Annotated in this window: 27 protein-coding genes; 2 read left to right on the top strand and 25 right to left on the bottom strand. The window is 44.5% G+C overall.

Features of this window, described 5'->3' with window-relative positions; translation table 11 throughout:
* Nucleotide 1: 1 nt before the first annotated feature.
* A complete protein-coding gene (locus K0625_RS08270; protein ID WP_220109257.1) occupies nucleotides 2-1,276 on the top strand; it encodes an HlyC/CorC family transporter in 1,275 nt (424 codons plus the stop codon).
* Nucleotides 1,277-1,362: 86 nt separating this feature from the next.
* On the opposite strand, the gene K0625_RS08265 is transcribed toward K0625_RS08270, so the two are convergent.
* From K0625_RS08265 to rpoE, 16 genes are all read right to left on the bottom strand, one after another.
* Nucleotides 1,363-1,908, bottom strand: coding sequence for an Mpo1 family 2-hydroxy fatty acid dioxygenase (locus K0625_RS08265; protein WP_220109256.1), 546 nt, complete (start codon nucleotides 1,906-1,908; stop codon nucleotides 1,363-1,365).
* Between the two features lie 517 nt (nucleotides 1,909-2,425).
* Nucleotides 2,426-2,962, bottom strand: a complete 537-nt coding sequence (locus K0625_RS08260) for a hypothetical protein (protein ID WP_220109255.1) — start codon at nucleotides 2,960-2,962, stop codon at nucleotides 2,426-2,428.
* A gap of 165 nt (nucleotides 2,963-3,127) precedes the next feature.
* Nucleotides 3,128-3,337, bottom strand: coding sequence for a hypothetical protein (locus tag K0625_RS08255; RefSeq protein WP_220109254.1), 210 nt, complete (start codon nucleotides 3,335-3,337; stop codon nucleotides 3,128-3,130).
* 177 nt (nucleotides 3,338-3,514) lie between these two features.
* Complete coding sequence (locus K0625_RS08250) at nucleotides 3,515-3,739, bottom strand: amphi-Trp domain-containing protein (RefSeq protein WP_220109253.1); 225 nt, start codon at nucleotides 3,737-3,739, stop codon at nucleotides 3,515-3,517.
* Nucleotides 3,740-3,850: 111 nt separating this feature from the next.
* A complete protein-coding gene (locus tag K0625_RS08245; RefSeq protein WP_333473840.1) occupies nucleotides 3,851-5,593 on the bottom strand; it encodes an alpha-1,3-galactosidase-related protein in 1,743 nt (580 codons plus the stop codon).
* A gap of 257 nt (nucleotides 5,594-5,850) precedes the next feature.
* Nucleotides 5,851-6,249: a holo-ACP synthase gene (gene acpS / locus K0625_RS08240; protein WP_220109251.1), complete on the bottom strand. Its 399-nt coding sequence runs from the start codon at nucleotides 6,247-6,249 to the stop codon at nucleotides 5,851-5,853.
* Between the two features lie 77 nt (nucleotides 6,250-6,326).
* Nucleotides 6,327-7,064, bottom strand: a complete 738-nt coding sequence (gene pdxJ, locus K0625_RS08235) for a pyridoxine 5'-phosphate synthase (RefSeq protein ID WP_220109250.1) — start codon at nucleotides 7,062-7,064, stop codon at nucleotides 6,327-6,329.
* 81 nt (nucleotides 7,065-7,145) lie between these two features.
* Nucleotides 7,146-7,832 (bottom strand): DNA repair protein RecO, encoded by a 687-nt coding sequence (gene recO / locus K0625_RS08230; protein ID WP_220109249.1) that lies wholly within the window; start codon nucleotides 7,830-7,832, stop codon nucleotides 7,146-7,148.
* 111 nt (nucleotides 7,833-7,943) lie between these two features.
* On the bottom strand, nucleotides 7,944-8,933 hold the full coding sequence (gene era, locus K0625_RS08225; protein WP_220109248.1) for a GTPase Era: 990 nt from the start codon (nucleotides 8,931-8,933) through the stop codon (nucleotides 7,944-7,946).
* Complete coding sequence (gene rnc / locus K0625_RS08220; protein ID WP_012323881.1) at nucleotides 8,930-9,607, bottom strand: ribonuclease III; 678 nt, start codon at nucleotides 9,605-9,607, stop codon at nucleotides 8,930-8,932. The genes era and rnc overlap by 4 nt, the downstream gene beginning before the upstream one ends.
* 1 nt (nucleotide 9,608) lies before the next feature.
* Nucleotides 9,609-10,526, bottom strand: coding sequence for a signal peptidase I (lepB, locus tag K0625_RS08215; protein ID WP_220109247.1), 918 nt, complete (start codon nucleotides 10,524-10,526; stop codon nucleotides 9,609-9,611).
* Nucleotides 10,527-10,688: 162 nt separating this feature from the next.
* Nucleotides 10,689-12,479 (bottom strand): translation elongation factor 4, encoded by a 1,791-nt coding sequence (gene lepA, locus K0625_RS08210; protein WP_012323879.1) that lies wholly within the window; start codon nucleotides 12,477-12,479, stop codon nucleotides 10,689-10,691.
* Nucleotides 12,480-12,576: 97 nt separating this feature from the next.
* Nucleotides 12,577-13,032 (bottom strand): SoxR reducing system RseC family protein, encoded by a 456-nt coding sequence (locus K0625_RS08205; protein WP_220109246.1) that lies wholly within the window; start codon nucleotides 13,030-13,032, stop codon nucleotides 12,577-12,579.
* A 14-nt stretch (nucleotides 13,033-13,046) separates the two neighbouring features.
* Complete coding sequence (locus K0625_RS08200; RefSeq protein WP_220109245.1) at nucleotides 13,047-13,979, bottom strand: MucB/RseB C-terminal domain-containing protein; 933 nt, start codon at nucleotides 13,977-13,979, stop codon at nucleotides 13,047-13,049.
* A 49-nt stretch (nucleotides 13,980-14,028) separates the two neighbouring features.
* A complete protein-coding gene (locus tag K0625_RS08195; RefSeq protein WP_220109244.1) occupies nucleotides 14,029-14,631 on the bottom strand; it encodes a sigma-E factor negative regulatory protein in 603 nt (200 codons plus the stop codon).
* Between the two features lie 36 nt (nucleotides 14,632-14,667).
* Nucleotides 14,668-15,246: an RNA polymerase sigma factor RpoE gene (gene rpoE, locus K0625_RS08190; protein ID WP_012323875.1), complete on the bottom strand. Its 579-nt coding sequence runs from the start codon at nucleotides 15,244-15,246 to the stop codon at nucleotides 14,668-14,670.
* 200 nt (nucleotides 15,247-15,446) lie between these two features.
* On the opposite strand from rpoE, the gene nadB reads away from it, so the two are divergent.
* A complete protein-coding gene (nadB, locus tag K0625_RS08185; RefSeq protein ID WP_220109243.1) occupies nucleotides 15,447-17,057 on the top strand; it encodes an L-aspartate oxidase in 1,611 nt (536 codons plus the stop codon).
* Between the two features lie 27 nt (nucleotides 17,058-17,084).
* Here nadB and K0625_RS08180 read toward each other — a convergent pair whose 3' ends face one another.
* The 9 genes from K0625_RS08180 to rppH form a co-directional block, all read right to left on the bottom strand.
* Entirely contained in the window at nucleotides 17,085-17,498 is a 414-nt protein-coding gene (locus K0625_RS08180) for a protein YgfX (protein WP_220109242.1), read from the bottom strand.
* Nucleotides 17,479-17,718 (bottom strand): FAD assembly factor SdhE, encoded by a 240-nt coding sequence (locus K0625_RS08175; protein WP_065187473.1) that lies wholly within the window; start codon nucleotides 17,716-17,718, stop codon nucleotides 17,479-17,481. Before K0625_RS08175 ends, K0625_RS08180 begins: the two co-directional genes overlap by 20 nt.
* Nucleotides 17,719-17,805: 87 nt before the next feature.
* Nucleotides 17,806-18,714, bottom strand: coding sequence for a transcriptional activator NhaR (gene nhaR, locus K0625_RS08170; protein ID WP_220109241.1), 909 nt, complete (start codon nucleotides 18,712-18,714; stop codon nucleotides 17,806-17,808).
* 21 nt (nucleotides 18,715-18,735) lie between these two features.
* On the bottom strand, nucleotides 18,736-19,119 hold the full coding sequence (locus K0625_RS08165; protein ID WP_220109240.1) for a hypothetical protein: 384 nt from the start codon (nucleotides 19,117-19,119) through the stop codon (nucleotides 18,736-18,738).
* Nucleotides 19,116-20,315, bottom strand: a complete 1,200-nt coding sequence (gene nhaA, locus K0625_RS08160) for a Na+/H+ antiporter NhaA (RefSeq protein ID WP_220109239.1) — start codon at nucleotides 20,313-20,315, stop codon at nucleotides 19,116-19,118. The genes K0625_RS08165 and nhaA overlap by 4 nt, the downstream gene beginning before the upstream one ends.
* A gap of 307 nt (nucleotides 20,316-20,622) precedes the next feature.
* Nucleotides 20,623-21,474: a thymidylate synthase gene (locus tag K0625_RS08155; protein ID WP_220109238.1), complete on the bottom strand. Its 852-nt coding sequence runs from the start codon at nucleotides 21,472-21,474 to the stop codon at nucleotides 20,623-20,625.
* Between the two features lie 72 nt (nucleotides 21,475-21,546).
* Nucleotides 21,547-22,350 (bottom strand): sulfite exporter TauE/SafE family protein, encoded by an 804-nt coding sequence (locus K0625_RS08150; protein ID WP_220109237.1) that lies wholly within the window; start codon nucleotides 22,348-22,350, stop codon nucleotides 21,547-21,549.
* Between the two features lie 50 nt (nucleotides 22,351-22,400).
* Entirely contained in the window at nucleotides 22,401-24,635 is a 2,235-nt protein-coding gene (ptsP, locus tag K0625_RS08145; protein WP_220109236.1) for a phosphoenolpyruvate--protein phosphotransferase, read from the bottom strand.
* Nucleotides 24,636-24,739: 104 nt separating this feature from the next.
* Nucleotides 24,740-25,261, bottom strand: coding sequence for an RNA pyrophosphohydrolase (rppH, locus tag K0625_RS08140; protein WP_012323866.1), 522 nt, complete (start codon nucleotides 25,259-25,261; stop codon nucleotides 24,740-24,742).
* Nucleotides 25,262-25,844: the final 583 nt, after the last annotated feature.

The following is a 25,844-nucleotide window of genomic DNA, read 5'->3' as shown; positions in this document are numbered from 1 at the left end:
TTTGGACGCCATATCAACCAGCATACTTCTCATCATACTCTTTGTTTTACTGATCATCTCAGCCTACTTCTCAGGCTCAGAAACCGCCATGATGTCTCTCAACCGATACCGCTTAAAGCATCTGGCATCAAGCGGGAATAAAGGAGCGCAACGAGCCGCTAAGATGCTTGAGCGGCCAGATAGATTGATAGGGCTTATTCTTATCGGTAACAACCTGGTGAATATTCTCGCCTCGGCTATCGCAACCATAATAGGAATTAGACTCTTTGGTGACGTGGGGGTCGCCATTGCCACAGGTGTATTAACCTTAATCGTGCTGGTTTTCTCAGAGGTCACCCCTAAAACCATTGCCGCGCTCCACCCTGAACGTGTCGCTTTCCCCTCTAGTTTTATCCTCAAATGGTTACTCGTGTTTCTCTCCCCTTTAGTCAAAGCCGTTAACTTTATCACCTCAGGTGTACTCCACCTCGTTGGGATCCATTCAGTAAAGTCATCGGATGCGCTAAGCCAAGAGGAGCTAAGAACCGTTGTCCATGAAGCTGGTGCCCTTATCCCTACCCGTCACCAAGAGATGCTGCTCTCTATTATGGATCTGGAAAAGGTAACCGTTGACGATATTATGATCCCGCGCTCAGATCTATTTGCCATCAATATTAATGACGACTTTAAGAGTATTACCAAGCAGGTGATCCAGAGTCCACATACTCGAGTGCTCCTATATCGTGACAATATTGATGATGCCGTAGGTTTTGTTCATCTACGTGATGCACTGCGTTTACAGTCTAAAAATCAGTTCAGTAAGTCTTCACTACTGCGCGCCGTGAAAGAGCTCTATTTTATCCCAGAAGCAACTCCGCTTAGTGTGCAGCTGAGTAACTTTCAGCGCAATAAAGAGCGCATTGGACTGGTAGTTGACGAATACGGAGATATACAAGGCTTAGTGACCCTTGAAGATATTCTCGAAGAGATAGTCGGCGACTTCACCACCTCACCGGAGCCGACTCCAAGCGAAGAGATCAATAAACAACAAGATGGCAGTTTTCTGGTTGAAGCCACCATTAATATTCGTGAGCTAAACAAAGAGATGGCTTGGGAGTTTCCCACCGATGGCCCTAAAACCATTAACGGCTTAATTGTTGAGTATTTTGAGGAGATCCCCGCGCCCAATACCAGTATGAGAATTGCAGGCTACCCTATTGAGATAGTTGAAGTGGGAGAGAACAGGGTCAATGTCGTAAGAGTCATGCCGCAGCATTTCCAAGCCCCGCATAACTAATTCACTTAACGCACTAACTTAACTAGCTAACTAAAAGCGAGCCTAAGTGGCTCGCTTTTTTGATTATCTATTTTCTCACAAACCCACTAGAGCCGCGCTGCCCTGCGTTCATCCTCCAGCGCACGACGTTTATCAACCGCCATCGGCGTTATCTGTTTATCCAGCTCCTTCTCAAGCCCCAGCAGGAAATATACCTCTGCCATAAGGAAAAATGGCCCTATCAATAGCTGATTTAGATCGTCAATAAAAGCGGGCTTAGCTTTCTCATATTGATGACCAATAAGTTGAAATACCCAACCGATAACAAAAACAGCAAGAGCTATCCAAAGCGCACCTTGCACTTGAGCGACAAGTGATGAGGTATAAAGCACAGGAATAATAAACAGTGCCAACCCCAAAGCTAAGCGAGCATGCAACTTTATATAATAAAGCAGCACACCAATTGCAAATACAGATGCCACATTGATACTGATTGCTGGCGTCTCTAATGCAAAGAAAGTCACTGGGATCAGGTTAAGCAGCAAGAACAGTGACCAGATGATCAAGGGGATCCCAACAAAATGGGTCTTAATGTTTTTAGGATTTAAATGAACACTTTTATAGGTAGATAACTGCTCTTCGGCGGATTTCATCTGCTCTTCTCCATGGTAACGCTTATTTAATTGCCTGCCAGAGGCAAAACAAACGTTTGTTTAATTTCTACAGTATTAACCTAAAGGATTTTGATCTCTTTTAATAGAGTCAATTTCTACTTGTTGGATAACAAGTTTCAAACATCTTTTTTAGTAAGGTTTATTGGGCCTATTTTATCCCTGAAAATAACCAGGTAAACATGGCTTCATTGTTATCTACCGCCTGTCTGGCGAGGAAAGTGCGAACACTTTTGTGACGCGGTGAGCGAAGCACAACTTCAAGCTAACCCTGTTTGGGAAGCCAACTGCCGCATCTAGATCGGATGATTTCTTCGACTGGAGGTTACTGATATTGATGATGAAATCAAAATTGAGTTCGAAGTTACCTAGAACATAATGGCTAAGCTTTCACCTAGTTGGTTGGACAATAAAGTACTTGGTTCAGTCGCTATACTTCCCTTTATTGCATAAGTCGCATCAGCAAGTAATGCATTCTTGAAGGCTTCCGTAATGTTCATTATTTATAGTCCCTTATTCTTAATTCTTCTCGACTTTGCCCAACAGGGTTCGTGTAATCAACATCAGTCATATTATGCAGTTCGATCAATTCAAATCTTGCTTTCCCCCCTCCACAGTAACCATCAAATAAGTAAGGTCCCTTAAAGTCATTAAAATTTATCCAGTGTGCTAACCAGCCACCATAGCCGTCATATCCAACCGATTTAAAGACAACCTCGTTAGTGTCAATGTCATAAGTTGTATATAGATTTTCAGTTATTTTTATTGGCGTAAGGTTAACTTCAGTACTCTCGAAAGTTGTTTTTATCTTTCGTCCCTCAAGATCATCCACTAACACTTCCAGTCCGGGACCTGTATAACATAGGTAACCAAACTGAATTCCCCCTATGACCTCATCGCCAATCAGTATCATGTAGCTTGTAAACACCACCCCGATAAAACTCAGTAATTTCGTCATGCCCGGTTGAATATAGTGAGTACACCATTTTGCAAACCATAAAATAATCGGCAAAATCAAAACTAATAAAAAAATCATTCTTTTCTACTCTCTAATTATTCAGCTTCGTTATCAGCGTTCCCTTATACTCTCTTGCCTACACCTAAGTAACCTACCCTGAGCCGAGAATTTCTCAGGTATTGATGATGAAATCAAAATTGAGTTCGAAGTTATCTAGAACATAGTGGCTAAGCTTTCACCTAGTCAGTTGGTAAGATCATCCAATAACTTCTCTTCTGGGATTCCCCCTATGACCTCATCGCCTAAGAGGATGAACATACATGCTGCTATCACGCCCCAAAATCTATAACGTTTCGCCGGGCCTTCGGGCATAAACTCAGTACACCAGTTGGCAAACCAACGGACAAAAAACACGAAAAAAATTAGAAAAATAAATGATAAAATGCCGATCATGGGTAACGACTCCTTTCGCCCTGATATTCCCCAAGCTTAACACGCTTTATTTAATAAAAAAAATCAGCTTATTAAGAGAATAACAATGCTAAAACCAACTCATAAAAAACAAAAAAACCACCTTGTTAGGTGGCTTCACTGGAGTCTTGTGGGCAGTAAAATGCTTGGTAAGGAGGGCTATTCATGGGTCCATTTAATCTGGAACTCAATCTCCTCCTCATCCCCTTCTCGCTCATGCTCAATATTGTATTTTGCTCTCACTGGCACATAGATGCGCTCACCCGCTATCTGGATCTCAAACTTGCTACCACTTTCAAGGGAATCTGCTAGCCTGCGTAACTTGGCCACAAACTCCGCCGTTGTATAATCCTTCTCAATATCTCTATCTTCTTTCTTCGACATCTCTATATTCCTTTATATGGTGCTAAAACTAGTCGTTAAAACTAATACTGACTAGTCATATTACGCCATTTAACTCTTATCTATCTAGCCCTTATTACTTTTTATCAGTCTCTACTTTGTTCCCATAGAGCCATCATATTTTAAGGTTTCACTGGAGCGGCGATCGGCTTTGATAAGCTGTTTCTTATCACCGATATAGCGGTTACCTTTAAGCTCAACATTTTTGCTGTTAGTGAATTCAAACACAGGTGAACTGGGGTGAAGCGGCGGTTTAGTTTCATCAACAACCTTGGCTATCTTATTGCCTTCTATAATCAGTCCATCAACCCTATCAGCCCAGATAATGCGGTTATCGAAGGTGGTCACACTATTGTTGATAAAGCGAATGTTACTATCAAAAAATTGTGTACTGTCAAAGCTCTTGCCTAATCTAGGCGTAATGTACATCACCGCATGCTCTTTACCTGAATAGGCACAATTCTCAAATACATTATTGCGAATGGTGACATCCTCAACCGCGCCAGACTCATACCAGTAGAAGCTCTCCCCCCTCATGAAGATACATGACATCATGGAGTAGAGATGATTGTCCTCTATCAGGATCTCCTTAGGCGTTTTCAATACGATGCTTCTGGCCCTGTGGTCACCAATGCTGTTTCCTCGCATGGTAAAATTAGGGTTCCAGGTTTTATTCTCCAGCAGATCCCCCACTTGCAGCTGACTGGGCAAACTGTCTTTAAAGCTAAGCTCGATAAAGCGCTCATTTACCCTGTTAACGCCTGTCACTTCATTGACCGTTCGTCTATGAACATCAGGTTGGTGAACAAACCAGACTTCATCGCCTTTAGCGGCAAATTCAAATCCTTGCTGCTCAAAATGTTTAAGCTCAACCCTAACGCTTTTGTCACTGAGTAAACTCTCAACCATGACATAAGTGCCATGCACATTAACGCCATCATCAAGCATATTCTCAAAGCGGCTATTCTCTATCAGAATATCTCCCTTACAGTTAGCAAAGTGAGTGGCATCTGCCGTAGAGGAGATAACGCGGGTGCCGTTTCTCTTATCTTTAAGTAATACGCCGCTGTTTAAGATCTCGATGTTCTCTGAGCGCTCAAACAGAAAACCCATCCCCAATGCATGATGCACCTTTACCCCATCGAAGCGGATATCTTTAGAGTTGCGCACCTGAAATACGGGGGCATATCTGTCATTGTGACGATCGCCTTTAGAGTTCAACCAGCTGCCTACTGGCGGGTAATACTTCAGCTTTTCATGGATACGCAATACACCATTTTCTCGCTTTTGTACTCTGTCAGGTTTGCTCTTAAAGTCCCAAGCCCCATGAACCACCCTCTTTTGAACAGGCTCAAACGCCAAAGATGAACCTAAATACTCATAATTAAAACCATCAACATTTGGAAACAGGAGCTGCCCGTTTTTGACTTGATAACTATTTCCTGGCAAAGGCTTAATATCAATCCAGCCCTGCTCAGAATTAACAGCCAGAACCTCAGAGGTAAACGTAAAGGGAATATCCCAATCTATGGAAAGATCACTGACTCGTACCTTATTGTTGCGGTAGAACTGAAAAGGCGCCAACTGCCCATGAAAAACCAGCTCGGCACCATTACCTTCAATCTCTACTGAGTCAAAGCCCTCTAATGAGAAGATAACCTTTTTTACCCCATTACCATGATTGGTGATCACCCGATAACCCGACTTAGCATAATCCGGTTTAAAGTGATAAATCCCTTTATCCAGTACGATTTTCAGCTCACTTTCGGTAACTGATGCTAGTGCCTTAGCCAGTACGGGCGTCATATCTTGCGCCGATGGAGATAGGTGGATCACCTGCGTAGCCTTGCTGAAGCTTGTAAAAAACAGACAAAAAAGTATTACAACTAAAGGGACTATAGACTTCATTATTTTATCTCTTAGTTAACTATCGAAGATTAAATTAATATGTCATATATATAGTACTTTAATAAAAAGGTGAATGCCATTTACCTTTCTTTAACAAGTGTGGAAGTAGGAAGGAGTTAACAGATATAGATGGAGTAAGGAAGCCGAGCGATTATTTAGCCAGTGCAAGACCAATCAATATAAACTCACGACTCAAGAATGACGGTAGCTGTGGCGTAATGTTTCTCATCGGCAATTGAGATATGGGCGCGAGCACCGCCAAGAAATGCCAACCTATCAGCCGCTCCACCGTTGAAGCTAATTAATGGCGCACCATTAGTATCATTGCTAATTTCGATATGTTGAAAAGAGACTCCGCGGCCGATACCTGTCCCTAACGCTTTGGCGGCAGCTTCTTTAGCGGCGAAGCGTTTCGCCAGATACCGAGCAGGTTGTTTTGAAGCGATAAAGATTGCCATTTCAGATTCGGTGAGCACGCGTTTAGCTAAACGGCAACTTTCTAACCCCTTAATATCACCCGCCGCAGGCACCTTCTGCTCAATACGTTCAATCTCAGCAATATCGGTACCTAAACCAACAATCATACATATCCTTAAAATCAGAGAAGTGATCAGTTCCTAGAACCTAGGAGCTAGAACCTAGAACCTAGGAACTGAGGAGCCTATTCGCCTTTACGGCCTTCATTCATAAGTTGCTTCATATCTTTAACCGCTGTCGCTAAGCCATCGATGGCAGCACGGGCGATGATCGCATGACCAATATTAAGCTCATACAGCTCAGGAATAGCGGCTATTGGCTTAACATTATGATAATGAAGCCCATGACCCGCGTTTACCACTAAGCCTTTGCCGTGTGCGTAGGTTGCCATCTCTGTGATACGGGCTAGCTCTTTAGCTTGATCCGCATCATTAGTGGCATCAGCGTAGCAGCCAGTGTGAATTTCGATAACGGGTGCTCCTACAGCGACAGCGGCATCTATTTGGGTTTTATCTGCATCGATAAACAGGGAAACCTTTACCCCGATATCAGTAAGACGCTGCACCGCCGATTCAATTTTTCCCATCTGACCGGCAACATCTAAGCCTCCTTCAGTGGTTAACTCTTCACGCTTTTCCGGTACTAAACACACATAAGCGGGTTTAACCTCACAGGCGATATCTAGCATCTCGTCGGTGACAGCCATCTCAAAATTCATGCGGGTTTTTAAAGTTTTAGCCAGCAAATAGATATCTCTATCGACGATATGGCGTCTATCTTCACGCAGGTGAACGGTGATCCCTTCGGCGCCCGCATGCTCAGCGACAGCGGCGGCATGGACAGGATCTGGGTACGATGTCCCACGGGCCTGACGTAATGTTGCTATATGATCGATATTAACGCCTAGTAGGATACGGCTCATGGAATTTCCTTAGATTTAAAGTTATTTGCAGCTATTGTACGAATTTAGTAAGGAAATGCTATAGAGCAAAATTCATCTTGGTTATTTTGCATATTGAGATTTAGTTTTAAACAGGGCGCGAGACTTAAGGGGCTTATCGCCTAAGCAGGGAGCCAATAATAGACGCATCAGATGCTTTGCCTGCTTAAAATGCTCAGCTTGCAGCGTGTGACTCTCCAGCGACAGCAACATCTCACCGCTGTAGTGCGATGTTTTTGGCCCTAGGGCATTAACAAACCCCTCATCGGGCAGCAATCTGTAGTAGTAATCCGCCTCTATCGCATCTTGAGCAATATCCACATTAAGGGTTGGCATCAAACCTATCTCTTTAAGTAGACTCAACTCAAAATAGCGCAGCTGGCTCTGACAAAAACCAGCAGCCATTGCCATTAAGGTTTTATGGTAAACGAAGAAGATCTCCTCAGCCCCGTGGTCAACACTGATACAGCGCACCAGTAGCTCATTAAGATAAAACCCCGCAAAACTCACCTCACCGCTAATAGGCACCGCGGGGCTGGCAGACTCGACTCGGATCAGGTTCTTGAGGCTACTACGGCCAGAGAGTTCAAAAATCAGCGGCTGAAATGGCTGAAGTATACTTTTAATCGAGGTTTTACCACTGCCTAAGCGAGCCACACAATCCACCCGGCCCTGCCCATCGACAAGCATATTGACCAAGACACTTGAGTCAGTAAAAGGGCGAGTATGAAGCACATATCCACGCAGCATTAGCTAAGGCTCGAAAAGGGGAAAAAGGGAGTGTTTATTGGACAAAAAAAATGCCCATCAACCCAGTCATATTCGAAGACTAAGCCAAGGGGCACCTTTAATGAGATTAGGTTACTCGTCGCCATAGCCTAAACTACGCAGTGCGCGCTCATCATCAGCCCAACCAGACTTCACCTTCACCCACATCTCAAGGAAGACTTTATTATCAAATAAAACCTCCATATCCATACGAGCTGCGGAGCTGATCTTCTTAATGCGCTCACCCTTGTTACCGATAACCATACGCTTTTGGGTCTCTCGCTCAACTAGCACTAAGGCATTGATCTGATAGACACCATTTTCCATCATCTTAAACTGTTCGATCTCTACCGTGCAATCATAGGGAAGCTCATCACCTAAGAAGCGCATCAGTTTTTCACGCACGATCTCAGATGCCATAAACTTCTGCGAGCGATCGGTCACATAGTCTTCAGGGAAGAAGTGTGGAGATTCAGGCACAGACTCCACCGACATATCTAAGATACGTTGCACATTGGTGCCTTTGGTAGCAGAGATAGGCAAAATTTCATCGAAAGGAAACTTTTTCGATAACTCTTTAAGGTAGGGGAATAGCTCCTCCTTATCCTTGATATTATCAACCTTATTGACTGCCAAAACCGTTTTACGACCATCGTCACGGCTCTGTAGCTTACGCAACACCATCTCATCATCATCGGTCCAAGTCATGCCATCGACAACAAAGATAACTAAGCTGACCTCCGCTAACGAACTGGCTGCAGCACGGTTCATCAAACGGTTAATGGCACGTTTCTCTTCAATATGAAGACCTGGTGTGTCGATAAACACCACTTGACGCTCAGCATCGGTATGGATCCCCATGATGCGGTGACGCGTTGTCTGCGGCTTCTTAGAGGTGATACTGATCTTCTGCCCAAGCAGATTGTTCAGTAGTGTCGATTTACCTACGTTAGGACGCCCAACGATAGCTACCATGCCACAGTAAGTTACATCATATTTAGCCGCCGATGACGGGTTATTCATCTGCGCTAACAGATCATCTAAACTCGGCTCACTCTTACTGTTGCTATCTTTCTTGCTCATCGTTTTATTAACTCCAAAGCCTGCGCAGCAGCAAGCTGCTCGGCTTTTCTTCGGGAACTCGCAACCCCAACAACGGGTTTACGCAACTCTTCAACATAACACTCTATTGTAAAGGTTTGCGCGTGCGCTTCCCCTCTAATATCTGTCACTTTATAGACAGGGAGCGGTTTTTTATAACCCTGCAACAACTCTTGTAGCAAGGTTTTCGGATCTTTTTGATTAATAGGTTGAATGGTTTCAAGACGCGTCTTATACCAGCCAAGCACTAAGCTGCGAGTCACTTCCAGATCGGAATCTAAATAGACTGCACCAATTATCGCCTCTACGGCGTCGGCAATAATTGACTCTCGACGAAAGCCGCCGCTTTTCAACTCACCAGGGCCCAATTTTAAGTAGTCGCCTAACTTAAATTCAAAGCCAATCTCAGCCAGCATTTTGCCGCATACTAATGTGGCTCGCATACGGCTGAGATCTCCCTCTGTCGCTTTAGGAAACTGATGATACAGTGCGTCAGAGATAATAATAGAGAGTATAGAGTCCCCAAGGAACTCTAACCTTTCGTTGTGTTTACTCGCCGCGCTGCGGTGTGTCAGCGCATGATCAAGCAGTGCTAATTCACTAAAGTCATAACCTAAAGTTCTACACAGTCTAGGTATGTTCTTAATCGGTTCCATCTTATGTAATACCACCTACACGTTCAAAACGCACACCAGTTGGGATCCAACTTGGCAAGAAGTCAGCTTTAGAGCGTTCAAACTCAAAGCTAATCCAGATCGCGACCGCCTTACCGACTAAATTCTCTTCAGGCACAAATCCCCAGAAACGGCTGTCAGTACTATTATCACGATTATCACCCATCATCAGGTATTGACCTTCTGGAACGATAAACTCACCCACAGGCAAGTTACCTTCACGGAAGTAGTAACTCAGCGGCTCAGGGCGACTTGGATCAATTAAGATGTCATGACTGACATCGCCAAGCTTCTCTGTATAGCGCAGCAGAGGCGTACCATTGTGAGTAAATTCGCCTTGATTAACAGACACGCGTGGTACCTGCTGCAGCTCAGGACAAGTTTCAGCACCTTCAGCGCAGGCCGGTTGAATATAAAGCTGCTTATTGCGATAAACGATACGATCACCAGGCAAACCTATCACACGTTTAATGTAATCAATTTTAGGATCGACTGGATATTTAAATACCGCCACATCACCACGCTCAGGCTTACCATTATCCACAAGCTGACTACGCCACACAGGATCTTTTAGGCCGTAGGTAAACTTCTCAACCAGAATAAAGTCACCCACTAACAGGGTTGGCATCATAGAACCCGACGGGATCTGAAACGGCTCGTAGATAAATGAGCGTAAAATCAGCACAAAAGCGATCACAGGAAATATTGAGCGTGAGGTCTCAACAAGTGCTGGCTCACGGGTGATCTTCTCGGCAATCTCCTCACTAATATTGGCATCAGCTGCTTGCGCCATCGCAAGCTTTTCACGACGCTTAGGTGCAAGTAACAGTGCATCGGCCATCCAAACTAAGCCACTACACAGGGTCACCAGTACCAGAATGAGGGAAAAATAGGCTGCCATAGATAATTAACTCCTGCCTTAATCTTAAAATTAGTAATCACTAACTAAGTTAGCGTATAGGTACCACGTATATCAGTACCACATTTATACTGCACTAACGAAAGCGCCGCAAACTGCGGCGCTGTCTATTAACAATTATTAACGAATTCTATTCGATAATAATTAATCGTTGAGCTTAAGAACGGCAAGGAAGGCTTCCTGTGGTACTTCAACGTTACCCACAGACTTCATGCGTTTCTTACCCTCTTTCTGCTTATTAAGCAGTTTCTTCTTACGGGAAACGTCACCACCGTAACACTTAGCCGTTACATCTTTACGCATCGCCTTGATGGATGAACGTGCGATGATCTGACTGCCAACGGCTGCCTGAACCGCAATATCAAACATCTGACGCGGAATAAGCTCTTTCATCTTATTCACTAGTGCTAGACCCTTAGTACGGATCAGACCTTTGTGGATAATCATCGCTAACGCATCGACTCTGTCGCCATTGATCAAGATATCTAAGCGCACCATATCGGCAGGCTCAAACCGAACAAAGTTGTACTCAAGTGAAGCATAACCGCGACTGGTTGACTTAAGGCGATCGAAGAAGTCCATGACCACTTCCGCCATTGGCAACTCATAAGTGATCGCCACTTGGTTCCCGTGATACACCATGTTTTTCTGTACGCCACGTTTCTCGACACACAAGGTGATAACGTTACCTAGGTAATCTTTTGGTACCAAAATATTGGTCTCAACAATCGGCTCACGCATCTCAGCAATATTATTAATTGCTGGCAGATCCGATGGGTTATCAACATAGATGGTATCACCACTGGTCTTAACAATCTCATACACTACTGTTGGCGCAGTGGTGATTAAGTCGAGATTATATTCACGCTCAAGACGCTCCTGAATGATCTCCATGTGCAGCAGACCTAAGAAGCCTATGCGGAAACCAAAACCAAGGGCCGATGAGGTCTCTGGCTCGAAAAACAGTGATGCATCATTCAAACTTAGTTTGTTCAAGGCATCACGGAAACTTTCATAATCATCGGTAGAGATAGGGAATACACCAGCATAAACCTGAGGCTTCACCTTTTTAAATCCACCCAGTGGCTTTTCAGCACCATGTTTAGCATGGGTTAAGGTATCACCAACTGGTGCACCGTGGATCTCTTTAATACCCGCAATAACAAACCCTACTTCACCAGTTTTCAGCTCTGCTGTGTCGGTTTGCTTTGGCGTAAAGATACCTACGCGATCGGCGTTATAGGTTTGTCCTGTCGACATCACCTTAAACTTATCGCCTTTCTTCAATATGCCATTTTTAATTCGAACCAATGATACGACGCCTAGATAGCTGTCGAACCAAGAATCGATAATCAAAGCCTGAAGCGGTCCCTCTGTATCACCTTCTGGCGGTGGGATCTGCGCGACAATGACTTCAAGTACATCTTTAATACCAATACCGGTTTTAGCCGAGCAACGAACGGCATCGGCCGCTTCAATACCCACGATATCTTCAATCTCATCCGCTACACGCTCTGGATCGGCCTGTGGTAGGTCAATCTTGTTCAGAACAGGCACTACGTCCATATCCATCTCAAGGGCGGTGTAACAGTTGGCAAGTGTTTGTGCTTCAACACCTTGGCCTGCATCAACAACGAGCAGCGCACCTTCACAAGCAGCCAAAGAGCGAGAAACTTCATAGGAGAAATCCACGTGACCAGGGGTATCAATAAAGTTTAGCTGGTAAGTTTCGCCATCTAACGCTTTATAATCTAAGGTGACGCTCTGGGCTTTAATGGTGATACCACGCTCACGCTCAATGTCCATTGAATCTAGAACTTGGGCTGCCATTTCACGATCAGAAAGACCGCCACATTCTTGAATCAATCGGTCTGAAAGTGTTGATTTGCCGTGATCGATATGGGCAATAATCGAAAAGTTTCTAATGTGCTTCATGATATGGCTAATGAGTACTCAAAGTTAGAATTTTTAAAAGTGCCGAATTGTACCCGATTGAGCAAGTAATACCAATCGAATTTAAGACGGATAAGAACTAAATGGAGTGGCCTAGATGAGAAATAATCACCGGCTGGGTGTCACTCTCCATGCGCTTGGCCATTTTTTTACCCTTAGCCCAAAACAGCAGAGCGCCGGCGATGGCAAATGGAATGACCACAAAATCGCCAGAGGCTAGATTAAACGTAGAGGTGATAAAGGAGGCCACAGCGACACCGAAAAACAGTCCAAGCAAAGGTAGCAGATAAACCAATGCCGCCGCTTTTAACAGTACGCTTTCGGGGAGTCCAAGTTTCAACAGTTCGCCAGCTTGATACTGGCGATCCGATGGAATAGAGAAACGTTGCACTTTAGGTGAGAAGGCTTTTGAAACCGCAGAGGTGCCACATGACTCGCTGTTGTCACAATGATTGCAGGCATTTTTAACCTGAACCTCAACTGTTACCCAGCCCTTTCCATCAGACTCGAGCACCTTTGCCATCTCTTCCATCATACTATGATTCTCAACTACTCTATGGTGATGCTTTTGGCGATGCGAGATAGGGTTTCAGCAGGCACTTTACCTACAGCAACCACTTCCGCATTACCGATCCGCTCAGTTGCTAAAGAGAGCCCATTTCTAGTGACTAACTCTTCAGGCATAACGGCATCACCAGCTCTAGCAACATAGACAGAGATATTAGCAATACCATCACTAAGCGCGATATATTCAACCGCTTCGTGACTGCCCATCAATCTATGACTGTCTTTGACTAAAACGTTAAACCCTTCAGGTAACCACTTAAACTTCCAGTTATCGCCAGCGTCTCTGGTGGGTTGAGCGATAACACCAGGCCAAGGCTGCTTATAAGCTTCGTTGAGTATCGCAGGCACATCATCGAGCACTAACAACTCAACCACTAAGATCTGTTCAAGTAGCTGCTTATCTTGGGTTAACATGTCGTAGCGTAGCGGTAGGAACGTATCCATATCTAACCAGACTTGATAGCCATACCTAAAGCCATCGACAGGAATGATACGCACTAGCTGACCGGGACGCCCCGCTAAGCGGCTACGACCACCTAATACAAATTGGTAACCTGATTCAAGAGCCGAGATATCTCCAGCAAAAGCGGGGGGTAAAATCCCCTGAATACGGCTGGCATTGATGCTGTAGGCAGGTTGATCATGTTCGATAAAAGTAACGGTATTTCCAACTCTTACCGCATTCTTAGGCGGACCATTAAGGTGCTCTAGAAAAGCAACTTCTTTATCTTCAATCTTGCCATGGATGTAGACTAAGGGACGGATATGATCCGCTTGAAGTTGGATAAGGGAGATTTTGTACTCTTGCTCACGCAAGGCCTGACTCATATTCTCAAGCCAAGCCTTTGCTGACATATCTTCTTGCGCCATCGCAGGAAAATGTAAAACTAACAGTGCTAACAGGAAAAGACGCAAGCTAACTCCTTACGAGTATAACTAAATAGAAAAAGTACCTTTATGAGTACTAGTTACTCACAGGAATGGAATCAACTCCACTATTGTCTTCTATTTTAACCCCATTATTCAATCTCTGTTGCAACATATGATCTTGAATATAAGCATTGATGCGTTGACGCTGCTCTTTCATCTGCACATTACTGAAACCTTGGTTTTGTTGAACTGGGCCAGTTTGCAGGCTCACAGGCGTAACACTGCCCACGAGTGGACGCGTATTCAGCACAGGTAGTGGTGATGCATCGATAGCTGTCTCTTGGCTGTAATTTTGAACGCCAATCACAGCAACTAAGGCGACACTTGCAGCGATGGCATATTGACCAAACTGCTTAAACATAGGGATCACATTCGACTTCTTAGTCACTTGTGTCTCTTCAAGCTTAGGCTGAGCTGGGGCTAAAATAGCTGGCTCCAGTTCAATTGCGGCAGCGATACTGGCTGAGAGGTCTAAGTTCATTGTCTTAGGTAACTCACCACGCATTGCGTCGCCTATCATATGATAATCACGCCACTGCTCATGTGAATCCTTGTTAGCTGCAAGTTCAGCCAACGCCTGCTCATCGACTTCACCATCGACGGCAGCGGATACCCATTCCTGACCTAATTTATCCATTTTTCACCTGTATATTACGTATATTAGTAAAAGATATTACTGCTCTAACAAAGGTTGGAGCTTTTTATCGATCGCCTCACGAGCCCTGAAGATACGCGATCTTACAGTTCCCACTGGACAATCCATTACATTAGCTATCTCTTCGTAACTCATCCCATCGAGTTCACGTAACGAAATCGCCATCTTTAACTCTTCTGGCAAGGTATCTAATGTGTCAAAGACCACTTTCTGGATCTGATCTGACATCATTAAGCGCTCCGGAGATGCAAACTCCTTTAACGCATCGCTACCATCATAATACTCAGCTTCTTCAGCATCGATATCATTTGCAGGAGCGCGGCGCCCCTGTGCCACCAAATGGTTTTTCGCGGTATTAACCGCAATCCGATACAACCAAGTATAGAATGCACTTTCACCTCTGAAGTTTGGCAGTGCTCTGTAGGCTTTAATAAAAGCTTCCTGAGCGACATCTCCAACATCAGCCTGATTACGTACATAACGTGAGATCAGACTCATGACCTTATTTTGATACTTCTGCACTAAGAGGTTAAAGGCGTTCTTATCTCCCTGCTGTACCCGCTCAACTAACTGTTGATCACTTATTTGTCCACTCATCCGAGCCGACTACTCCTAAATCTAAAATGCTGATTTCTCAGTCGCTCGAATCATATTCACATATGTAGACTAGCTTACTTCTAAAAAGTTCTAAAAAAATTGCATAGAGTTGAATTTATTTTTCTGTTACCCAGGAATGTATCCATATTTGCTGACTTGGTTTACCATAGATAACACTCACAGACTTACCATGATACCTGATGAAACAAGTAGTTGAACACCAATCTGACGTTTTGGTTATTGGCAGTGGCGCTGCAGGCCTAACATTAGCGTTGCATCTTGCTGAAAAGTCACAAGTAATATTATTATCAAAGGGTCCTCTGAGTGAAGGCTCGACCTACTATGCCCAGGGCGGCATCGCCTCGGTATTCGATGAAGATGATACGATAGAATCCCACGTTGCCGATACTTTAGTCGCCGGCGCAGGTTTATGTGATGAGTCAGTGGTCACTTTTACCGCCAAAAATGCAAAAAGCTCCATGGAGTGGCTAATAAAATGTGGCGTTGCTTTTGATAAAGAGGAGAGCTTCGAAGGTGATGCTAGCCAAGCTCCCTACCACCTCACACGAGAGGGTGGCCATAGTCATAGACGGATCCTCCATGCCGCCGATGCCACGGGAAAAGAGGTTCAAGTCACTCTGCAAGATAGAGCTAAGGCGCACCCAAATATCCGTGTTCTCGAGCGCTATAACGCCATTGACCTTATCACCTCACGCAAATTAAACCTCTCAGGTAATCGAGTACTCGGTGCTTATATCTGGAACAGAGATGAGGAGCATGTAGAGACAGTTAAGGCACGTTTTGTTGCACTAGCCACTGGCGGCAGCTCTAAGGTGTATCAATATACCTCTAATCCAGATATAGCTTCAGGCGATGGCATCGCGATGGCGTGGCGCTCAGGATGCCGTGTGGCCAATATGGAGTTTAATCAGTTCCATCCCACTTGCCTCTATCATGCCGATGCCAGAAACTTCCTGCTGACCGAAGCGTTACGCGGTGAAGGCGCTTTTCTTCGTCGTCCCGACGGTAGCCGCTTTATGCCAGACTTTGATGAGCGTGCTGAGCTGGCTCCCAGAGACATTGTTGCCCGCGCCATCGATTATGAGATGAAACGCTTAGGTTCTGACTGTGTCTATCTGGACATTAGCCATAAACCCGCTGATTTTGTCATTAAACACTTCCCGACAATTCATAAGCGCTGCCTCGAATTCGGTATCGATATCACCACAGATCCTATCCCTGTGGTGCCTGCTGCTCACTATACCTGTGGCGGCGTGATGACAGATATCCATGGGCAAACCGATCTAAACGGCTTATATGCCATAGGAGAGGTCGCCTATACAGGTCTACATGGCGCAAACCGTTTGGCCAGTAACTCCCTGCTTGAGTGCTTGGTATTTGCCCGTGCAGCAGGTGAGGATATTGAAAGCCAACTGCATAAGATACCTATGCCAGGTCACATTCCCGCTTGGGATGAAAGCCAGGTCTCCAACTCAGATGAAGAGGTTGTGATTGCCCATAACTGGCATGAACTCAGGCTGTTTATGTGGGATTATGTCGGTATCGTACGCTCAGATAAACGTCTTGAACGCGCACTTCGCCGCTGCGCCATGTTGCAGCAGGAGATCCAAGAGTATTACAGTAACTTCCGAGTCAGTAATAACCTGCTTGAGTTAAGAAACTTAGTTCAGGTGGCAGAGCTTATCATTCGCTGTGCAATGGAACGTAAGGAGAGTCGCGGACTCCACTACAACATAGATCATCCACAGCAGATGGATAAACCAACCCCAACCATTTTACAACCTGATTAGTATTTGGTAGCACCAGCTAAAAGGGACTCAGCCTTTACTGGCAAGCAAAAGACGGCACAAGTGACGGTAACTTGTGTCGTCACACATATCAGACCAAACCATCATTAACGTCAGCTCTTCATCAGCTTCAATATAGAACAGGCAAATAAAGGGGGAAACAAACGCCTTTTGCGTTAACTTAAACTTCTCTCCCCTCTGCAAACGTCCCTCCCCAGCCCCATTAAGCACAAATTGACAACGCCAACTCTTGAGTTGTAAGAATTGATAGATAAAAAACAGCAGCATAATCGAGAAAAATAGCACTTTAATCAGGTGATATAGGAGTGAATCTAAGAGAGGCCAAGCAAGAAATGAGGTTAAACACAGACTGGCAAAAACGACCAACGAGAAACGCTGGTCGAATGACGAGGTGAGATTAAAGCTATGCTGCGTCTCTTCCACGGACACGGATCACCATCTTAGCAAGCTCAGGGTCTGGGCACTTTTCATGTCCCATAAACCAAGCAAACAGTACCGGATCTTCTCCCTCTAACAGACGAACAAAAATATGTTTATCTTCAACGGACATCTGCTCGTAATGTTTTTCAACAAATGGTTGGAAGAGAACATCAAGCTCCAACATTCCTCTGCGACAAGCCCATCTAACTCTAGCGATATTCATTGGTTCAGACACAGAAATTATCCCTCTCTTTTATTTGCTGCTAGTGTAGTCTTATCAAGGAGTGAGTTCAATATGAGCTCAGTTTGATTATAGACGCTGTACCTCGGCATCACGACCTTCAAACAGATCGGTAAAATCGGTTGCCAAGAGACGTTTCACCGCAGGATGTTGGATCATTCTCTCAGCAAACATCACATGATAAACCTCTTTAATGTCCGTCGTTTCACCAAGTAGATGCATACCATGAGATAAGATATCTTGCTTATAGATTGAGGGAGCAACGAAGATCCCCTGCTTAAAGAAACCAAATGCCTTCATCATAGCCGCGTCATCAAACTCACCTAAGATATTGACATTGAGCCCATTGACATCAAACCAGTGGTACAGTTGCTGACCTAAAGAGGTGCGCTTACCCGGGATCAACAGCTTGCCCTGCTCTAAACATTCAGGGAAAGGTTGACTGAACGGTTCAGCAGAGAAAAATGCAATCCCGCACTCCCCCAGCTTCTTGGATAAGATCTCTGGGTATTTTAAAGATTCACCAGCGCAATCAGATAAGATCATATCAAGTTTATGCTCACGCAGCCGCTCCATTAAACTTTCATGGGTCGACTCAAAGCAGGCCAAATGCATAGAACCATCACTGGGAACAACAGAGAGAAGAACTCGACTTGCAAGCGCCTTAGAGAGCGCATCGGCAATGCCAACTTCAAACAGAATATTCTCATCTTTTTGGTAATTGAGAATATCCAGCATCTCATAACTCAGGCTAAACATCCTATCGGCATAACGAAACACCAACTCACCAAGCTCAGTGGGCTCAAGGGAGCGTCCAGAACGTTTGAATAGACTGCCTTTCAGGCGGGCTTCAAGGACACGGATCTGCCCTGTCACCGTTTGAGGGGCTAAGCATAAAGCCTCGGCAGCTTTCGCCACCGAGCCTTTTTTATGAACCATCCAGAAATAATAGAGATGGTTGTAGTTCAGGTGAGACATATCTTCTCAGCTTAATCTAAGTTATTTGACTCTTTGACAATCCATCAAACTGTACATCACTTCATTAAGCATCTCTACACGTTTGATATTACCCGCCAAGAAAGCTTCACCAAGACCATTGACGAGTATCTCACGGTCTGGAATACGCCCTTCACAGTAGGTGCGGTTTGCCTCTTGAAAGCGTTTACCGCCACGATATTTGAGGGCGCGAGATTCATAACTATCTGTCTCAATACGCGCCCCAACCGCATTGGGTTTATACATCAAAGCGCCATCAACAACCCCTTCTAGATAATGTTGGCATGACTCACTTTGAACCTCTGAGTTACACGCGTCTAATTGACTCGCACTTGCAGTAGGAACTATTCCCAAACACAGAGCCGATACTAGCATTAAATTTCTCATGCTAATTCTCCTTGTTTGGTTTCCTTACTGTCTGCAGTTTCTGGTAACACCTTAGATAACCAGAAGTAACCTATTAGGGCTGACGATAATGAGCCAACTAAAATACCCAATCTTGCCAGATCACCATATGCAGCTGCATCACCAACAAAGGCCAGTGAAGAGATAAACATCGACATAGTGAAACCGATACCACACATCACAGTCACAGGTGCGATATGCTTCCAGCCCATGCCTTCAGGCAGTACAGCAAGCTTTAATTTCACCGCTATAAAGCTAAATATTAAGATACCTAATGGCTTACCAAGCAGCAGACCTAATGCGATACCCACAGGGACTGGCGATAATAGGTCACCAAAGCTCATCGGACTCAAGTCCACCCCAGCATTGGCAAAAGCAAAAATAGGTAAGATGATGAAAGTGCTCCACGGGTGCAAGCTATGCTCTAAGCTCTCAGAGGGAGAACTGCCATCTTTTGCCCTTAATGGAATACAGAAAGCGATAATCACACCCGCTAAAGTTGCATGCACGCCTGACTTTAACACTGCGATCCAGAGAATCATCCCTAGGACGCCATATGGGCCAAGTGCAGTCACACCTTTTAGGTTCAAACTGACTAGACCTACAATGGCGATAGCAGCAACAATCAAGCTCAGCATAGACAGATCTGTGCTATAGAACATAGCGATGATCACAACAACACCGAGATCATCGATAATAGCCAGAGCTAATAAAAACACTTTTAATGAAACAGGTACACGGCTACCAAGCAGGGCCATAACACCCAAGGCGAATGCAATATCGGTCGCAGCCGGAATAGCCCAACCCGATTGAGTAAGCGGATCGCTATAGTTGAACATCAGGTAGATGGCAGCAGGCATGACCATACCACCGATAGCTGCAAATGTTGGCAGTGATGCCTGAGCAGCACTTGATAGTGCTCCTTCAAGTAGCTCTCGCTTAACTTCCAATCCAATCAACATAAAAAACAGCGCCATCAGGCCATCGTTGATCCAGTGAATAAGCGTCTTATCTATATCCAGACTGCCCACACGAACTTGCATCTCAGTATCGAGAAAACCTTGATAAACACCAGCTAAAGGGGAGTTAGCCATTAACATAGCGAGTGCAACTGCAATCATTAGCAGTATGCCTCCGGCTGATTCTTGGCTCAAAAAATTCTTAATCGCCCTTTCCATAATACGCTCCAAAAAATCTTAATGACTTGAGTTTAGCCGAAACGCATATACTTGAATATTCGTTTCCATCAGTTATAAACATCGGTATTTCCGATGTTTTGAGTCTATAGACAGTTTGAGTATTTATCAAACAAGCTTTTTGCTAACTTTTAAGAAATGTGAACAGAAACAGATATCTGATAAAAATATGAGAAAATGCGTAAAGATGAAAGGGTATTTTTATTCATAAATAGTGGGTAACAAACATTTGATTAACATCCGTTATCCCAACTATTTAAATATTTAGCAAAACCAGCCTTTCAGTCAATTAAACTGAAAATGGGTATTTTATCGCGTCATGATGCTGGTAACCTGACACTTCAAAGTCGTCCATAGTAACCCAAGTTTCCAGATCTTCAAGGGATTTAATATCTGGATTAATAGTTAATGACGCTGGTGAAAACGGCTCTCGCTTTAACTGTACATCACGCATCAATTCGAGTTGGTCTTCATATATGTGAGCATTCACAATCTTATGGTACGCCATTCCCGCTTTTTTCCCAGTGATCTGAGCCACGATAGCCAATAGCGCAAATACCTGCACCTGATTAAAGTTTAAGCCTAATGGCACATCACATGAACGCTGAAAACTATTTAAGTAGAGAGTATCACCGAGCATTGAGAAATTATGGGTATGCATACAAGGGCGTAAACAGCCCATATGAAACTCACCAGGGTTATAGAAGCTTAATATCTCACCTCTATCATCGACACCATTTTTCAGGTTGTCGACTATCTTCCTAAGTTGATCCACACTACCGCCATCAGGCTTACTCCATGCACGCCCCTGAACGCCATAAACACGCCCCATGTCATCTTCACCTTTACGATGAGGATTGTTTAGCCAAGCTTGATTTTCGTTGGCGTTGGCATCCCATGTCTTGGCTCCCAGTTTTCTGAAATCGGCAGCATTGTCATAACCCCGTATATAGCCCAACATCTCGGCGATCGCACTCTTCCAAAAGCTCTTTCGAGTAGTGATAAGTGGAAACTCATTGTCAGCAACGTTATAAACAAGGTCGGCATTGATCACAGTTAAACAGCGTTTACCGGTACGCTCATTTTCAATCCAGGTGCCTTCATCGATAATTCTGTGACATAGATCTAGGTACTGTTTCATTGCGACTTATCCTCTGATGGCGCCTTACAAAAATTGATATTCTTTCTTATACAGCTGTTATCGACAGGCTCATTAAGTGAGCGCAAGCTTAATGCCAGTGACGATAAGCAAAAGTGCAAAAATTCGTTTTAAAATAGGAGTTGGCCAGTGAGTAGCGGCTCTGACACCCAATGGAGCCATTAGCACTGAGGTGATCACTATCCCTAAAAGAGCTGGCAAATAGACATACCCTAATGTGCCCGAAGGCAAGCCAGATACCTGCCAACCTGCAACCACATAACCTAAGCTACCAAACAGCGAGATGAACAGACCTGACGCCGACGAAAAACCTATCGCATTACGCATCTGTAACCCACACCAACTCAAAAATGGGATCAAGAGTATTCCACCGCCAATCCCCATTAAGGCAGCGATGATAGCAATAATGACCGAGGTTAAAAATAGAAATAGTGTCGATGGCAGCGGTTTATTTTCAGCCGCCACACGAAATGGAAATACCATCTGAATCGCCATCAAGATGATAAAAAAGGCAAATATCAGCTGCAGTTGCTCTGCACTTATCATCTTAGCGATAAAGCCTGAGCAAATTGAGCCTAAGATCAACCCCGGCAACATGGTTTTAAAAATAGGCCAAGGGATATTACCCCGTCTATGATGAGCCTGAGCCGATGAAAGAGAGGTTAAGATGATGGCTGCAAGGGAGGTTGCAATCGCCACGTGTGGCAAAATCTCTGAAGAAAAACCAATACTTGGGAGTAAAATAAGCAGCGCAGGTACAGCGATAACTCCGCCACCTATGCCCAATAACCCCGCCATAAAGCCAATAAAAGCACCTAAAGCCAAGCAACTGATAAAAACCAAAACCATGCTATCCAAGGCGGCACCTTCACAGAAAAAAGAGCGCTAGTTTATAACAAAAGGGGCAGTTAGTTAAGCAGAGCACCCAGCTCGCGAGATTCAAAGTAGCTTCTTACCAACTCCCTTACTTGACGGCCATTATTTAACGTCAGAGCCATCTCCAAAAGCTCACTGAGATCCGAGTGAGACACTCGTCTAAGTAGGTAGTTAACCTTAGCTAAACTTCCCTGGTTCATACTTAACTGATCATAACCCATGGCAACCAGCAAAATAACACCGATCGGCTCTCCGGCAAGTTCACCACATACGCTCACAGGGAGATGATACTGCCAACAGTCGAAACGTGCCCGTTTTAAAGCGCGAAGTATTCCTGGATGATAACAATCATAAAGCGTACTGACCCTTGGGTTATTTCTGTCCACAGCGAGCAGGTATTGAGTTAAGTCGTTAGAGCCAACGGAGACAAAATCTACCCGTTTTGCAACCTCTGCAAGTTGGTAAAGTAATGCTGGCACTTCTAGCATGATCCCAAGTTTTGGTCTGACAATATTAGGATTCACATCATTTTTCAGCTCAAAATAGGCTTGCTCTAAGTAAGCTTTAGCCTGATCAATCTCATCTAAACTGCTCACCATAGGCAGTAAGATATGCAACTGCTCCCCTTCGCCCCCAGCTTGGACCATCGCCCTAAGCTGGACCAGAAACAGCTCAGGATGATCGAGAGAAAGGCGTATACCGCGCCAACCAAGGAAAGGGTTTTCTTCATTAATAGGAAAGTAGGAGAGTGGTTTATCGCCACCGACATCTAAGGTACGCATCACCACTGGTTTATCACTGGCGGCTTCAAGAACCTCTTTGTACACCTTCACCTGCTCAGACTCGCTAGGGAATCTCTGGTGCAACATAAAAGGTATCTCTGTACGATACAGGCCGACACCGTCTGAACCATCGGCTATCTCGGAGCCTAAACTGCTTAACAAGCCTGCATTTAAATAAAGATGGATCCGCTTCCCATCAAGGGTCTCAGCAGGCAGGTTCAACTCCATCGCGTACTGCTTTTGCAGCGCCTTCTCGGCAGAGATAAGGTTACGATACTCATTAATCAATGTCGGAGTAGGAGAGACTAAGAGCTGGCCTCTATTAGCATTGATAATAAGCAGTTTATTATCGATACCAGCCGTCAACACCCCCTCGACACCAATAATCGCGGGAACGCCTAAAGCCCGAGCTAAAATAGCCGCGTGGGAGTTCACTCCCCCTTGCTCTGTCACTATTCCCACCAGTTTCTGTCTGGGGAACTCAGCTAACATGGTGGCATCGGCTTCTTTAGTGACCAAGATCACTGGGATCTCGGGATCAACCTCCATCCTTTCAGGCTCAATTAAGAGACGTAATACCCGCTGACCTAGATCGCGAATATCACTAGCACGCTCCTTCAGGTAGAGATCTTGCATCTGGGTAAACTGCTCTATGTAACGCAGAGAAACCCGACTGACAGCAGAAACAGCACACCAGCCATCTCTCACCTCTTTAATGTACTCCCCTCCTAAACTGGCATGATCAAGCAGAAGTAACAGAGCAGAGAAGATAGAGACCACTTCATTGTCCTGCTCTTGATCGAATCGCTGCGACAGAGAGGTTAGCGTATCTTTACAGGTACTAATTGCCGTGTGTAACCTTGCCTCCTCGGAGGTTATATCTTGAGTTCTTGACTCTGGCTGCTCCAGATCTATCTGGCCACCAAGTACTAAAGCATGGGCGATGGCGATACCGTTAGCAGCAGAAGTGCCGGTAAAATGCAGTTGGTTAGAGCTGGTTTTCACCTCATCTTTCATTCTCAGGTTTCTGATAGCCATCGCAAGCTGCGCGGCTAAGGTCATCAGAAATGCTTCTTCACCTTCATTAAACTGCCTAGCTTCGACTTGCTGAACAACTAGAACACCGAGAATACGTTTTTGGTAGATAATGGGGACAGCAAGAAATGCACGAAAGCTCTCCTCCTCAACTTCAGAGAACTCTTTAAATCTAGGATGTTGACGAGCATCGGCAAGGTTAACAGCCTCTTCCCGCTCGGCGACGAGCCCGACTAGGCCTTCACTCAATGACATCTTCACCTGACCAACCGCATCAGTAAGCAGACCATCGGTGGCCGATAGAATAAGTTGCCGACCTTCTAGTATATAGATAGAGCAACACTGGGTTGCCATGGCTGACTTGGTTTGAGACACCAATAGGGCTAATGCAGAGTGGAGATCCTGTGCCGCAGCAACAGCCTGTGTAATATCTCTTAGTGTTTTTAACACTTAGTAAACCTCCGTTTTCACTCTCTTACGCCATATTTGGTGTTCAGATAAAGGCTCCTCATTAAATACGATAGAGGAGCCCCTAGGTTTTGTTCATTCGCAGTTTAGCGCCGCCGACCTCTTCGATTGTTGCTATGATGCTCCCGCGACTGAAATGGCAGTGCAGTAGGTGCAAACTCCTTCATCACTTTTCTATAAACATCACGTTTAAAAGAAACCACTTGTCGCACTGGATACCAATAGCTCACCCAACGCCAATCATCAAACTCCGGATGGCCACAAGCATTAAGGTTGATGGCACTTTCACTGCTTTTAAGTTGTAGCAAAAACCATTTCTGCTTTTGCCCAATACACACAGGCTTACTATCTTGTCTAATTAAGCGTTTGGGTAACCTATAACGTAGCCAAGAACGGGTAGAAGTTAAGATCTGAACGTGTTCAGGCCTTAGCCCAACCTCTTCATAAAGTTCTCGATACATTGCCTCCTCAGGAGTCTCGCCATCATCGACGCCACCTTGAGGATATTGCCAGGAATGTTGGCCAAATCTTCTCGCCCACATAACCTGCCCAAAACGATTACAGATAATGATGCCCACATTAGCCCGAAAGCCGTCACTATCAATCACATGGACTCCGTGAATTCACACTTTAATCATTCGATTGTTTCACAAAGCAGTGAGTTCGGCAAATATCCCGTGAGAGAATAACCTTGGATAAATAAATAAAAATATCAACTTTATCAACAAGGACTCCATTAGGTCGGCGAGGATATCCACAAAATCTGTGGATATCTCTGTTCTTAACTCATTTGTAACCGTTAAAAACCCAAAATACGTACGAAATTTCTAATGTATAACCTTTTAACCAAAGCAAATAAAACCCTTATTTTATATAAACTTAAAAAAGATCATATGGGTTAATGGTAAAACCAACAGAGATGCAGCTCACTTTTTAATCAAGCTTTCGTTTTTGAATAAGTCTAGGTTTTCAATTATCATGTTATTCACAAGTAAAGAGGATATTTATCTATTTTTTATAATAACTCCCCTAAATATCTGTTTGACATCTCATAAATTTATAGTTTGGTTTCTAAATATAGAAGTTATCCAATAAAACTGTGGATAACTGTGTTGGAAAAGTTGGGGGAAAGATAGAGCAAGTAAAAAATACTCAACTCAATAAGGAAAAGAGGCCATCCTTAACTATTAT

The organism is Shewanella nanhaiensis, from assembly GCF_019457885.1.
Classification (GTDB): domain Bacteria; phylum Pseudomonadota; class Gammaproteobacteria; order Enterobacterales; family Shewanellaceae; genus Shewanella; species Shewanella nanhaiensis.
The sequence above is the reverse complement of the archived record's forward strand: the minus strand, read 5'-3'. Positions and strand labels throughout refer to the sequence as shown.

What these genes read in the sequence shown, in the direction of transcription:
- K0625_RS08255 (WP_220109254.1), bottom strand. Translation starts at nt 3,337, where the DNA reads ATGATCGGCATTTTATCATTTATTTTTCTAATTTTTTTCGTGTTTTTT.
- era (WP_220109248.1), bottom strand. Translation starts at nt 8,933, where the DNA reads ATGAGCAAGAAAGATAGCAACAGTAAGAGTGAGCCGAGTTTAGATGAT.
- nhaA (WP_220109239.1), bottom strand. Translation starts at nt 20,315, where the DNA reads ATGGAAAGGGCGATTAAGAATTTTTTGAGCCAAGAATCAGCCGGAGGC.
- pdxJ (WP_220109250.1), bottom strand. Translation starts at nt 7,064, where the DNA reads ATGAGCCGTATCCTACTAGGCGTTAATATCGATCATATAGCAACATTA.
- rpoE (WP_012323875.1), bottom strand. Translation starts at nt 15,246, where the DNA reads ATGAGTGGACAAATAAGTGATCAACAGTTAGTTGAGCGGGTACAGCAG.
- K0625_RS08250 (WP_220109253.1), bottom strand. Translation starts at nt 3,739, where the DNA reads ATGTCGAAGAAAGAAGATAGAGATATTGAGAAGGATTATACAACGGCG.
- rnc (WP_012323881.1), bottom strand. Translation starts at nt 9,607, where the DNA reads ATGGAACCGATTAAGAACATACCTAGACTGTGTAGAACTTTAGGTTAT.
- K0625_RS08155 (WP_220109238.1), bottom strand. Translation starts at nt 21,474, where the DNA reads ATGAAACAGTACCTAGATCTATGTCACAGAATTATCGATGAAGGCACC.
- K0625_RS08205 (WP_220109246.1), bottom strand. Translation starts at nt 13,032, where the DNA reads ATGATGGAAGAGATGGCAAAGGTGCTCGAGTCTGATGGAAAGGGCTGG.
- lepB (WP_220109247.1), bottom strand. Translation starts at nt 10,526, where the DNA reads ATGGCAGCCTATTTTTCCCTCATTCTGGTACTGGTGACCCTGTGTAGT.
- recO (WP_220109249.1), bottom strand. Translation starts at nt 7,832, where the DNA reads ATGCTGCGTGGATATGTGCTTCATACTCGCCCTTTTACTGACTCAAGT.
- K0625_RS08265 (WP_220109256.1), bottom strand. Translation starts at nt 1,908, where the DNA reads ATGAAATCCGCCGAAGAGCAGTTATCTACCTATAAAAGTGTTCATTTA.
- nadB (WP_220109243.1), top strand. Translation starts at nt 15,447, where the DNA reads ATGAAACAAGTAGTTGAACACCAATCTGACGTTTTGGTTATTGGCAGT.
- lepA (WP_012323879.1), bottom strand. Translation starts at nt 12,479, where the DNA reads ATGAAGCACATTAGAAACTTTTCGATTATTGCCCATATCGATCACGGC.
- K0625_RS08195 (WP_220109244.1), bottom strand. Translation starts at nt 14,631, where the DNA reads ATGGATAAATTAGGTCAGGAATGGGTATCCGCTGCCGTCGATGGTGAA.
- K0625_RS08165 (WP_220109240.1), bottom strand. Translation starts at nt 19,119, where the DNA reads ATGAGAAATTTAATGCTAGTATCGGCTCTGTGTTTGGGAATAGTTCCT.
- acpS (WP_220109251.1), bottom strand. Translation starts at nt 6,249, where the DNA reads ATGATTGTTGGTTTAGGTACCGATATTGCTGAGATTGAACGTATTGAG.
- K0625_RS08260 (WP_220109255.1), bottom strand. Translation starts at nt 2,962, where the DNA reads ATGATTTTTTTATTAGTTTTGATTTTGCCGATTATTTTATGGTTTGCA.
- nhaR (WP_220109241.1), bottom strand. Translation starts at nt 18,714, where the DNA reads ATGTCTCACCTGAACTACAACCATCTCTATTATTTCTGGATGGTTCAT.
- K0625_RS08175 (WP_065187473.1), bottom strand. Translation starts at nt 17,718, where the DNA reads ATGAATATCGCTAGAGTTAGATGGGCTTGTCGCAGAGGAATGTTGGAG.